Annotated in this window: 10 protein-coding genes; 7 read left to right on the forward strand and 3 right to left on the reverse strand. The window is 66.5% G+C overall.

Annotated elements, in window-relative coordinates; genetic code table 11:
• Nucleotides 1–91: 91 nt before the first annotated feature.
• Nucleotides 92–2,533, reverse strand: a complete 2,442-nt coding sequence (locus BLS81_RS01205; protein WP_093219703.1) for a TonB-dependent receptor — start codon at nucleotides 2,531–2,533, stop codon at nucleotides 92–94.
• Nucleotides 2,534–2,792: 259 nt separating this feature from the next.
• Here BLS81_RS01205 and BLS81_RS01210 point away from each other — a divergent pair, with 259 nt between their 5' ends.
• Both BLS81_RS01210 and BLS81_RS01215 read left to right on the forward strand, forming a co-directional pair.
• Complete coding sequence (locus tag BLS81_RS01210; RefSeq protein WP_093221664.1) at nucleotides 2,793–3,266, forward strand: Hsp20 family protein; 474 nt, start codon at nucleotides 2,793–2,795, stop codon at nucleotides 3,264–3,266.
• A 123-nt stretch (nucleotides 3,267–3,389) separates the two neighbouring features.
• Nucleotides 3,390–4,775, forward strand: coding sequence for an RNB domain-containing ribonuclease (locus tag BLS81_RS01215; protein WP_093219706.1), 1,386 nt, complete (start codon nucleotides 3,390–3,392; stop codon nucleotides 4,773–4,775).
• 85 nt (nucleotides 4,776–4,860) lie between these two features.
• On the opposite strand, the gene BLS81_RS01220 is transcribed toward BLS81_RS01215, so the two are convergent.
• Nucleotides 4,861–6,495 (reverse strand): CTP synthase, encoded by a 1,635-nt coding sequence (locus BLS81_RS01220; RefSeq protein ID WP_093219709.1) that lies wholly within the window; start codon nucleotides 6,493–6,495, stop codon nucleotides 4,861–4,863.
• 105 nt (nucleotides 6,496–6,600) lie between these two features.
• The gene (gene secG, locus BLS81_RS01225; protein WP_093221666.1) at nucleotides 6,601–6,999 is read right to left on the reverse strand and encodes a preprotein translocase subunit SecG; all 399 of its coding nucleotides are present in this window, start codon (nucleotides 6,997–6,999) and stop codon (nucleotides 6,601–6,603) included.
• A gap of 226 nt (nucleotides 7,000–7,225) precedes the next feature.
• Between secG and BLS81_RS01230 the strand changes: the two genes are divergently transcribed.
• From BLS81_RS01230 to pgl, 5 genes are all read left to right on the forward strand, one after another.
• Nucleotides 7,226–7,582, forward strand: coding sequence for a MarR family transcriptional regulator (locus BLS81_RS01230; protein ID WP_093221669.1), 357 nt, complete (start codon nucleotides 7,226–7,228; stop codon nucleotides 7,580–7,582).
• A gap of 37 nt (nucleotides 7,583–7,619) precedes the next feature.
• Nucleotides 7,620–7,859: an SH3 domain-containing protein gene (locus tag BLS81_RS01235; protein ID WP_256326015.1), complete on the forward strand. Its 240-nt coding sequence runs from the start codon at nucleotides 7,620–7,622 to the stop codon at nucleotides 7,857–7,859.
• A complete protein-coding gene (gene argC, locus BLS81_RS01240; RefSeq protein WP_093219711.1) occupies nucleotides 7,856–8,785 on the forward strand; it encodes an N-acetyl-gamma-glutamyl-phosphate reductase in 930 nt (309 codons plus the stop codon). The genes BLS81_RS01235 and argC overlap by 4 nt, the downstream gene beginning before the upstream one ends.
• A gap of 46 nt (nucleotides 8,786–8,831) precedes the next feature.
• Entirely contained in the window at nucleotides 8,832–10,301 is a 1,470-nt protein-coding gene (zwf, locus tag BLS81_RS01245; RefSeq protein ID WP_093219714.1) for a glucose-6-phosphate dehydrogenase, read from the forward strand.
• A gap of 108 nt (nucleotides 10,302–10,409) precedes the next feature.
• Entirely contained in the window at nucleotides 10,410–11,117 is a 708-nt protein-coding gene (pgl, locus tag BLS81_RS01250) for a 6-phosphogluconolactonase (protein ID WP_093219716.1), read from the forward strand.
• Nucleotides 11,118–11,240 lie beyond the last annotated feature (123 nt).

Below are 11,240 nucleotides of genomic sequence, written 5' to 3' on the forward strand. Positions count from 1 at the left end.
GCGGCAGCCCCTTCCACCCGCTCGCCAATAAGCAAGCCGATATGTCCGCGATATGTCCGGCGGCGGAGCGATGCCCCGCCGCCCCACACCCTTAGAACGACTTGGAGATGGTAGCGCCGATCGTGCGCGGATCGCCCGGCTGGCCGACGATCAGGCCCGTGCTGCCCGATTGCGCCGACAGCAGCTCATAATAGTTCTGGTTGAACGCGTTGCGCACCCAGCCGAACACGTTGAAGCTGTCCTGCCGGTAGCCGAGCCGGAAGTTCGACAGCGAATAGCCGTCGATCCACATGTAGCGCGACACCGACGGGTTGGACGAGAAACGCGAGCGATAGCTGCCGTCATAGCCGGCATAGACCTGACCGTTGCCGACCGGCACGTTGACCTCACCGCCGAACGAGAACGACCATTTCGAGATGCCCGGCAGCACCGTCCCCGAGATGTCGCACGTCAGCGGGCTGAGGCCCGGCGTGCCCGCCGGTTCTGGCGTGGCGCCGTTCAGCGCCGGGTTGCCGCCGGCCAGTTCGGGCGCGCAGGGCGCGTTGGTGAAGCGCAGATACTTGGCGTCGGTATAGGCGCCGTTGGTGTAGAGATTGACGCGTGCGCTCGGCCGATACGATGCATCGAACTCGGCGCCGCGCACCCGCACCAGCCCCGCGTTGGCGAGATAGCCCCGGATCACCGTGGTCTGGCCGTTGTTCACCGTCGCCTGATAATCATGCACGTCGGTCCAGAAGCCGGCGAGGTTGAGCGTCAGCTTGCGATCGAGGAACTGCGTCTTGAGCCCGATCTCGAAATGATCCTCGCTCTCGGGCTTCACCGTTTGCTTGGTCAGATCGGCGATGGTGTTGGTCGTATCCAGCGGCAGGCCCGACAGGTTGATGCCGCCCGATTTGAAGCTGCGCGCATAGGTCGCATAAGCGTGGACATCCGCCGTCACATCGTAGGAGAGCGTGAAATCGCCCGACACGTTCCACGCGCTGAACCGCGGGCTGTAACGCTGGGGCGCGAGCGTGTTGATCTGGTTGGCGAAGGTCGTCCGCGCTGCGCCGGTCTTCGAGTTGAGCATCGTCGCGACATTGTCGGCGGTCGCAACAAAGTCGTACTGGCTGTTGTGGATGCTCACCACCGAGTCGTAATAGCCGGATTTCTTGTCGTAATTCACGCGCAGACCGGGTGCGAGATGGAGCCCGGAAACGGGCTGCCAATTGAGCTTGCCGAACACCGCGAAGCTGTCATTCTTAAAGTTGATCGTGTTGGTCGAGGTCAAGCCGTTGAGCACATTCGGGTTCGACGCGTCCGTGCCCGACAGAAGCCAGCGGCTCGCCGCGCTTCCCTGCACCTGCGATCCTTGCGTGTTGATCGTCTGATGGAAGTAGAACACGCCCGCCGTGTAATCGAGCGTGTTCTTGCCGTTCGAGGCGATCCGCAGTTCCTGCGACCATTGCTTCTGCTGCGACGGGTTCTGCGAAACGGTGGTGATCGGCAAGCCGACGTAATCGCGGTCGTTCGCCGGTTTCCAGTCCCAATAGCGCCACGCCGAGACCGAGGTGATCGTCGCCGGGCCGATATCCCAATTGCCGACCAGCGAGGCGCCGCCCATTTCCTGCTTCGAATTGATGCTCGCGTCGAGATCGGTCACGCGGTCGAACGCGTTGGTGCTCGGCGGTGCGTAGCCGAGCGCCGCAGCGAGCGCGGTGTACTGGCGATTGGTGGCGCGCTGCGTCGGCGCGAGCCGCGCGTAATATTGCACGCAGCACAACGGGTTTTGGAAGTTGAAGTCACCGGTCAGGCGGAAATCCATGTCGTTGCGCGGCTTCCACAGCAACTGGCCACGCACGCTGAAATTGTCGAGCTTCTGCAGATACTGGTTGCTGGTGCGATCGTAGATCGTGCCGCCGCGCTTGGTGACGGAGGCCGACAGACGCGCCGCCAGCGTATCGCCGACCACCTTGTCCGACACCGAAGCCTTGGCCTGCCAATAGGCATAATCGCCGCCGCTCACCTCGAAGCGGGCGTCGGGCGTGAAGCTCGGCGCGCGCGTCGTGATGTTGACCGCGCCGGCGGTGGTGTTCTTGCCGTAGAGCGTGCCCTGCGGGCCGCGCAACACCTCGACCCGGTCGACATCAACGAAATCGAAGGTCGAGGCGCCGACCCGGCCGACGTAAACGCCGTCGAGATAGAAGCCGACGCCCTGCTCGATCCCGTCGTTGGTGAGGCCGAACGGCGTGCCGAGACCGCGGATGTTGATCGACGAGTTGCGCGGGTTGCTCGAATAGAATTGCAGCGCGGGTTGTTGCTGCTGGAGGCGGTTGACGTTGAACGCGCCGGTCCGGTCGATCTGGTCGCTGCCGATCACCGACATCGCGATCGGCACGTCCTGCGCGCGCTCCTCGCGGCGGCGCGCCGTCACCACCACGTCGCCATCGCCGCCGGACTGCGCCTGGGCCTGCGCGGGAGACGGCTGCGCGGCCGGCGCCTCGGGCACAGCGGCCGACGAAGCCAGCAAAATCGACGTGAGATGAGCGAACATCATATCCCCCTTGAGACTTTCTTATTCGAGTCGCCCTTCAATACCCACCGTCGCACTAGGATTTCATCCCGTTCGTTCTTCACACCGCTAAAGTTTGGCTTCGCGGCCCACGCAAAAATCCACATCAAAGGCTCTTGAACGCGAAACCGAACGCCCCAAATCTGCGGCGTGCGGCGCCGACCGGGCCGCACGAAACCGGGTGCCGCGCCGTGTGCGGGCACTCTTCAGCACCGTTCATTCGCTCACAGGAGGCATGCACATGCGTCAGTTCGATTTCACCCCCTTCCGCCGTTCCGCGATTGGTTTCGACCGGCTCTTCGACATGCTCGAAGCCAGCGCGCGCCAGCAGGCGGCGGACAATTATCCTCCGTTCAACCTGGAGCGCGTCGCCGACGACCGCTACCGGATCACCCTCGCCGTCGCCGGCTTCAGCCGTGACGAGATCGAGATCGTCGCCCAGCAGAATCTGCTGCAGGTGAAGGGCAAGAAGGATGAGAAGGAAGGCCAGAACACCTTCCTGCATCTCGGCATCGCCAATCGCAGCTTCGAGCGCCGCTTCGAACTCGCCGATTTCGTGCGCGTCGATGATGCCCGCCTCACCGATGGCCTGCTCGTGATCGACCTCGTCCGCGAAGTGCCGGAAGCGGCCAAGCCCAAGACCATCGCGATCAAGACCGGCACCCCCCTCGCCGCTGTCGAGAACGCGTCGGCCAACGAAGCACAGGCCGCGTAACGCGCGGCCGGGCGCTCTCGCCCCCCTCCCCCATCGAGAGCGCCGCAGGAGGGCGCCCGGATCGTTCCGGGCGCCCTTTTTGCATGCCTTTTCCGCGCGTTCGATCGCGTGTAGCGGATGGGAATGAAGACGCTCATCGACCCCGGACACGCGCTCGCGCGCGGGCTGCTCGCCATCCGCACGCAATATCAGGTGCCCGAGAGCTTCCCGCCCGAGGTACTGGCCGCCGCCGAAGCCGCCGCGCGGCGCACGCCCGCCGAGCATCTCGATCGCACCGCCGAACCGTTCGTCACGCTCGATCCCGCGAGTTCGACCGATCTCGACCAGGCGTTCTCGATCCAGACGGCGGGGGGCGACCTGCTGTTGCGCTATGCGATCGCCGATGTCGCCTGGTTCGTCGGCGACGGCGATCCGATCGATACCGAGGCGTGGCGGCGTGGCGAGACCCTGTACCTGCCCGATGGCAAGGCCCCGCTGTATCCGCCGGTTCTGAGCCAGGGTGCCGCGAGCCTGCTGCCGGACGGCCCACGCCCCGCGGTGATCTTCACGGTACGCGTCGCGGGCGATGGCGCGGTCACGCTCGACGGTGCCGAGCGCGCACTGATCCGCAGCCGTGCCAAACTCGCCTATGACAGCGTGAGCGAAGCCGACCTGCCAACAGGCTTCACCGAACTGTCGCGCCGGATCGCGGCCGCCGAGACCGCGCGGGGCGCCGCTCGTGGCGATCCGCCAGACCAGGAAGTGAGCGCGGCCGGCGGCGGCGCATACCAACTCGCCTTCCGTCCGCGCCTCGCCGCCGAGGACCAAAACGCCGCGCTCTCGCTCGCCACCAACATGGCCGTCGCCGATACGTTGGTCTCGCACCATACGGGGCTGTTCCGCGTGATGGCCGTGCCCGACGCACGCGCCATCGCCCGGCTCCGCAACACCGCGCGCGCTTACCGGCTCTATTGGCCCGATGCGCAATCGCTCGACGATTACGCGCGCACGCTGGATGCCGCCGATCCGCACGAGGCGGCGTTCATGCTCGCGATCCGCCGCGCCGGTCAGGGCGCGAGCTACACACCATATCGCGACGGGGTGAAGCCTTGGCATGCGGCGATGGCGGCGACCTACGCCCACGTCACCGCGCCGCTGCGCCGCCTGGCGGATCGCTATGTGGTGGAGGCGACCCTCGCCATCGCCAACGGCCGGCCGGTGCCGGATACCGTCGCCGCCGCGTTCGAGACATTGCCCAAGGTGATGGCCAAGGCCGAAGCGCGCGGCGGCGACATCGACCGTGCGGTAATCGATCTGGCCGAGGCGGTGATGCTGTCGAGCGATATCGGCGAGCGCTTCGACGCGGTCGTCACCGATGCCAATGATCGGGGCGCGCGCATCCAGTTGTGCGAGGCGCCGGTGGTGGTGCGGGTGCCCGCGACGGGCGTCGCCCCCGGCGATGCGGTGCGGGTGCGGTTGAGCACGGTCGACGTCGACAAGCGCAGCGTGACGTTCGAGCGGATCGGCTGATCGCCCGTCAGGGGCATCGGCGGCCGCACGGGCGAAGGCCCGATCACGCGACGCGGGCCTCGGCCAGCGCGCGCTTCCACGGACCTCAGACCAGGCGGCTCTGCCGCACCGCCGCTTCGATGAAGCTCTTGAACAACGGATGCGGATCGAACGGCTTGCTCTTCAGTTCCGGGTGGAACTGCACGCCTACGAACCATGGATGGTCGGGCCGCTCGACGATCTCGGGAAGCATCCCGTCGGGCGACATGCCGCTGAACACGAGCCCGCCCTTTTCCAGCGCCTCGCGGTAGGCGGTGTTGACCTCGTAGCGGTGGCGATGGCGCTCGGAGATCGACTCGCTGCCGTAAATCGAGGCGACGACGCTGTTGCCGTCGAGCTTGGCCTCATATGCGCCGAGCCGCATCGTCCCGCCGAGATCGCCGCCTTCCTCGCGCTTCTCGATACCGGCTTCGCTCATCCATTCGGTGATCATGCCGACGACCGGCTCGCTGGTCGGGCCGAATTCGGTCGAACTCGCCTCGGCGATGCCGGCGAGATCGCGCGCGCCTTCCACGCAGGCCATCTGCATGCCGAAGCAGATGCCGAGATACGGCACGCGCCGCTCGCGCGCGAAGCGGACGCTGGCGATCTTGCCCTCGGCACCGCGCGACCCGAACGCGCCGGGAACGAGGATCGCGTGCATCGGTTCGAGCTTGGCGGCGATGTCGCTGTCCGCAGCCTCGAACAGTTCGGCGTCGATCCACTGGACGTTGACCTTGACGCGATTGGCGATGCCGCCATGCACCAGCGCCTCGTTGAGCGACTTGTACGCGTCCTGGAGGCCGACATATTTGCCAACCACGCCGATCGTCACCTCCCCCTCCGGGTTGGTGAGCCGGTCCATGATATCGGTCCAGCGCGACAGATCGGGCGCGGCGCCGGGCGCGATCCCGAAGGCGTTGAGGACCGCGCTGTCCAGCCCCTCCTCGTGATATTGCACCGGCACGGCGTAGATGCTCCTCGCGTCGAGCGCCGGGATCACGGCCTCCTTGGGCACGTTGCAGAACAACGCGATCTTGGCACGGTCGCTCTCGGGCAGCGGCTGTTCGCAGCGGCACACCAGGACGTCGGGCTGGACGCCGAGAGCAGCGAGTTCGCGCACCGAATGCTGGGTCGGCTTGGTCTTCAACTCGCCCGCCGCGGCGATGTACGGCACCAAGGTCACATGGATGCTGATCGAATTGCCGCGCCCTAGATCGTTCTTGAGCTGGCGCAGCGCCTCGATGAACGGCAGCGATTCGATATCGCCAACCGTGCCGCCGATCTCGCAGAGCACGAAATCGAGATCGTCGGTCTCGGCCTGCGCGAACTCCTTGATCGCATCGGTGACGTGCGGGATCACCTGCACCGTCGCGCCGAGATAATCGCCGCGCCGTTCGCGCGTGATGATCTGCTGATAGATCCGGCCCGAGGTGACGTTATCCGACTGGCGCGAGGCGACGCCGGTGAAACGTTCATAATGGCCCAGATCGAGATCGGTCTCGGCACCGTCGTCTGTCACATAGACTTCGCCGTGCTGATAGGGCGACATCGTGCCGGGATCGACGTTCAGATACGGATCGAACTTGCGGATTCGCACGCGATAGCCGCGCGCTTGCAGCAATGCGGCGAGGCTCGCCGCCATGAGACCCTTGCCGAGCGAGGAAACCACGCCGCCGGTGATGAAAATGAACCGCGCCATGGGAGGAAACGCCTAACGTCAAACGCCGTGGCGCGACAAGCGCGCGACTCCGGCGACCATCAAAGAAAAGCGGGAGCCGCCGGCCCCCGCGCGATGCGGTTCCGCTTACCGGGCGAGCGGAACGCTGTTGTTGCCCGCCGGCGCGGCGTCATTGCCGATCGCCTGCTTGGCCGCCGAGGAGAAGGGCGCCGCGTCATCGGCCGGCGCCTGGGGTACCGGCAATTGCGCCGCCGGTGCCGCCGGCTTGCCCGTCGCCAGCGTCGTGTCGATCTTGGCGGTGTGGCCGCGCGCCGCCAGCACGGCGAGGCCGATGCTGAGCGCCACGAACAGCGTCGCCAGCACCGTCGTCGCGCGGGTGAGGAAGTCCGCCGCGCCGCGCGCCGACATCAGCCCGGACGGGCTGCCCCCCATGCCCAGACCGCCGCCTTCGGACTTCTGCACGAGAATCACCCCCACCAGCATGGCGGCGATGATGGCGTGAACGACGAGGAGGAACTGGAACAGCATGAAATCGGGCTACCCTGCGGGGAAATTCAAGCGGCGCACATAGGCGCGCAATCACCGTCGATCAACCGCCGTGGCGCCGGCGCAGGACATTTCGGGAGCGGTCTGAAACCAGAGCGAATGCGGATCGTTACAACTCGCGAGCATCCCGGACCGCGGGATGTCGAGTTGCTTAACAGAAAGACTCGCCGTGGCCTCTGTGTTCAATCGTTCGCTCGATAGCTGGATGCAAGCGCTGGTCGATTATGTCAGGTCGGGCGAGCCCGATCTCACCAACCGGCAGATGGCGCTTCTCCTGTTCGTATATCTCACGCCCGGGCCGCATACGGTGCGCGGGCTGGCGCGCGTTCTGAACGTTTCCAAGCCGGTCGTCACGCGCGCCTTGAATAGACTTGGGTCCCTCGGCTATCTGCGGCGCCAGCGCGACGATACCGACAAGCGCAATATCTTCATCGCGCAAACGTCCGAGGGGGCAGATTTTCTTGAAGAGTTCGGCCAGTTTATCGGCGATACAGAGCAGCCAACACCCCGCCGCAGCCCCACGCCGGAGCTTCGCGCTGCTGGGGCACTCGGTCGAGATTGATCCCCGTTTCAACGCGGTACGCCGCGATCTCGCCGACGTGCGGCTGGCGGACCGCGTGTTCGCGCCGCATTATGCGGCGCCGGTGCTGATGGTGGTCAGCCGCGCGACCGCGCTCCGCGCGGCGCGCGAGAGCGATTCGGACGTCCGGACCGGGCTGGTGCCCGGCGACGTGTTCGAAGTGTTCGAACTCGCCGGCGGCAACGCCTGGGGCAAGGCGCCCGGCTGCGGACTGGTCGGATATCTCGATGAGACCGCATTGGTGAGGGCTTCGTCATGAGCACACGCGTTTTCATCGACGGCGCGGCCGGCACGACCGGGCTGGAAATCCGCGAGCGGCTCGCCGGGCGTGCCGATATCGAGCAGATCGTCCTCGACGACGAACGCCGCAAGGACGCCAGAGCGCGTGCCGAGGCGCTGAACGCCGCCGACTTCGTCATCCTGTGCCTGCCCGATGCGGCCTCGCGCGAGGCGGTGTCGCTGATCGAAAACGATCGCACCCGCGTGATCGACGCATCGACCGCGTTCCGCACGGCGGAAGGCTGGACCTACGGCTTCCCCGAACTCGAACCCGGCGCGGCCGATGCGGTCGCCTCCGCGCCTCGCGTAAGCAACCCCGGCTGCTACCCGACCGGCTTCCTCGCGCTCGTCCGGCCGCTCGTCCGCGCGGGCCTCATCCCCGCCGACTGGCCGCTGACCGTCAACGCGCTGTCGGGCTATTCGGGCGGCGGCAAGGCGATGATCGCCGAGTATGAGAGCGGCGCGCAGGCCCCCGCCGCGCGCGCGTATGCGCTCGCGCTCGCGCACAAGCACGTCGGCGAGATGCAGAAGCACGCGCGCGTCGAGCATCCGCCGATCTTCACCCCCGCGGTGGTCAACACCTATCGCGGCATGCTCGTCGAAGTGCCGCTGCCGCTCCACATCTTCCCGCGCCGCCCATCGCTCGCCGCGTGCGAGGCCGCGTTGCGCGAGGCGTACAAGACCTCGCCGATCGTCCGCGTCGTCGATGGCGATGCCGCGACCGTCGCGATCGAGGACGATGCCGGCACTGACCGGCTCACGCTGCGCGTCTGCGGCAATGCCGAGACCGGCCAGGCGCGGCTGATCGCGACGCTCGACAATCTCGGCAAGGGCGCCGCCGGCGCCGCCGTGCAGAACCTCAATTTGATGGCGGGGCTAGACCCGGTCGCCGGGCTGACGCTTTAAGCGGCCACCGATTCGTTTCGCCACGCGGACAAGGGAGATCGTCTTAATGCCGGGAACTCGCCAGCCAGTCGGCAAGCTTCTGCTTTTCGGGGCGACGGGCGATCTCGCCCAGCGCATGCTGCTGCCGTCGCTCTACGGGCTGCACGCCGACGGCTTGCTCCCGGAGGCGCTGACCATCACCGGCACCGCGCGCGCCGAGCATGATGACGCGGACTATCAGGCGTTCGCCGAGAAGGCGCTCAACCAGTTCCTGCCCGCCGACCGCAAGGACGCCGACAAGATCAAGAGCTTCCTCCGCCGGCTCGGCTATCAGCCGCACGACGCATCGGACGTCGAGGGCTACAAGACGCTCGCCGAGAAGGTCGGCGACGTGTCGGGCGGGCTCGCCATCTTCCTGTCGACCGCGCCTTCGCTGTTCGAGCCGGTCATCAAGGGCCTCGCCTCGGCCGGCCTCGCCGGCGAGACGGTGCGGATCGGGCTTGAAAAGCCGCTCGGCTACGATCTCGCCTCCAGCCGCGAGATCAACGACACGGTCGCCACCGCGTTCAGCGAGGATCGCACGTTCCGCATCGACCATTATCTGGGCAAGGAGACCGTCCAGAACATCATGGCGCTGCGCTTCGGCAATTCGTTCTTCGAGCCGATCTGGAACGCGCAAGGCATCGACAACATCCAGATCACCATCGCCGAGACGGTCGGGCTGGAGGATCGCGCATCCTATTATGACGGGGCGGGCGCGCTTCGCGACATGGTCGCCAACCACATGCTCCAGTTGCTCGCGCTCGTCGCGATGGAGGCGCCCGCAAAGTTCGACGGCGCCGCGATCCGCGACGAAAAGGCCAAAGTGTTCCGCTCGCTGCGCCCGATCGCGCCCGAGGACGTGCCCTCGCACACCGTCACCGGCCAATATGGCTCGGGCGCGGTCAAGGGTGAGATCGTCAAGGGCTATATCGACGAACTCGGCAAGCCCTCCACCACCGAGACCTTCGTCGCGATCAAGGCGCATGTCGACAATTGGCGCTGGCAGGGCGTGCCCTTTTACCTGCGTACCGGCAAGCGCATGGCGACCCGTCGGAGCGAGATCGCGATCCAGTTCAAGCCGGTGCCGCACTCGATGTTCCGCAACCGTGGCGGACTGCTCCAGCCCAACGCACTGATCATTCGCCTGCAACCCGAGGAATATATCCAGATCCTCATGATGGCCAAGGAACCCGGCCTCGACCGCGAGGGCATCCGGCTGCGCGAACTGCCGCTCAACCTCAGCCTCGATGCCGCCTTCGCAGGCAAGCCGCGCCGCATCGCGTACGAGCGGCTGTGGCTCGACCTGATCGAGGGCGATCAGACGCTGTTCGTGCGCCGCGACGAGGTCGAGGCGCAATGGGAATGGATCGACGCGATCCGCGCCGGCTGGACCGCCAACGACACCAAGCCCAAGAGCTACCCGTCGGGAAGCTGGGGCCCGAGCGCGGCGATCGCGCTCACCGAGCGCGACGGGGTCACCTGGCAGGACGATTGAACCGATTTCCTCCCCGTTCGTGCCGAGCAAAGTCGAGGCACCTGTAGTCCGGGCATTGTCCCTCGACTACGCTCGGGACGAACGGAATTCAGATTTAAGGACAAAGACATGACCGACGAAGTCGAATGGTGGGACTATGACGACGCAGCCGAAATGGCCGCTGCCGTCGCCGGCGACATCGCCTTCATCATCGAGAGCGCGATCGACGCGCGCGGCGGTGCCGTCATCGCGCTCGCCGGCGGCAAGACCCCGATGCCGATCTACGAGAAGCTCGCGGCCACCAAGCTCGACTGGAAGCGCGTGACGATCGTGCCGGGCGACGACCGGATCGTGCCGCTGGGTGATCCGCTGTCGAACGTCACCGCGATCGGCAAAATCTTCATCCCGAAGGGCGCGCGCGTCATCCCGCTCATCAGCGAAGCGGCGAAGGATTACAAAGCGGCGGGCAAGGCCGCCGACGCGCGGCTCGGCGATCTGCACTGGCCGCTCGATCTGTGCCTGCTCGGCGTCGGCGCCGACGGGCACACCGCGTCGATTTTCCCCGGACCCGATTACGACGAGGCGGTCAACGGCCCCAAGGAGCGCCGCGCGCTCGGCGTGATGCCCGATCCGCTGCCCGCCGAGGCACCGGTGCCGCGCGTAACGCTCAGCCTGTCGGCGATCACCTCGGCGCGCGCGCTGATGCTCGCGGTGACCGGCGACGCCAAGCGCAAGGTGATCGAGACCGCGATCAAACAGGGGCCGGCCTCGACCTATCCGATCGGACGCGTGCTCGCCGATGCCGAGCTGCCCGCCGACATCCACTGGGCGCCCTGATCTGATATACGCCCGTTCGTCCTGAGCGAAGTCGAAGGACGTGTCGCAAGCGGCCCGTTTGGGGCACGCACTTCGACTTCGCTCAGTGCGAACGGATGGGTAAGAACGCCGTATTCAGTACAA

Source organism: Sphingomonas sp. NFR15, from assembly GCF_900103265.1.
Lineage (GTDB): Bacteria > Pseudomonadota > Alphaproteobacteria > Sphingomonadales > Sphingomonadaceae > Sphingomonas > Sphingomonas pollutisoli.

What these genes read in the sequence shown, in the direction of transcription:
- BLS81_RS01205 (WP_093219703.1), bottom strand. Translation starts at nt 2,533, where the DNA reads ATGTTCGCTCATCTCACGTCGATTTTGCTGGCTTCGTCGGCCGCTGTG.
- BLS81_RS01210 (WP_093221664.1), top strand. Translation starts at nt 2,793, where the DNA reads ATGCGTCAGTTCGATTTCACCCCCTTCCGCCGTTCCGCGATTGGTTTC.
- BLS81_RS01215 (WP_093219706.1), top strand. Translation starts at nt 3,390, where the DNA reads ATGAAGACGCTCATCGACCCCGGACACGCGCTCGCGCGCGGGCTGCTC.
- BLS81_RS01220 (WP_093219709.1), bottom strand. Translation starts at nt 6,495, where the DNA reads ATGGCGCGGTTCATTTTCATCACCGGCGGCGTGGTTTCCTCGCTCGGC.
- BLS81_RS01230 (WP_093221669.1), top strand. Translation starts at nt 7,226, where the DNA reads ATGCAAGCGCTGGTCGATTATGTCAGGTCGGGCGAGCCCGATCTCACC.
- argC (WP_093219711.1), top strand. Translation starts at nt 7,856, where the DNA reads ATGAGCACACGCGTTTTCATCGACGGCGCGGCCGGCACGACCGGGCTG.
- zwf (WP_093219714.1), top strand. Translation starts at nt 8,832, where the DNA reads ATGCCGGGAACTCGCCAGCCAGTCGGCAAGCTTCTGCTTTTCGGGGCG.
- pgl (WP_093219716.1), top strand. Translation starts at nt 10,410, where the DNA reads ATGACCGACGAAGTCGAATGGTGGGACTATGACGACGCAGCCGAAATG.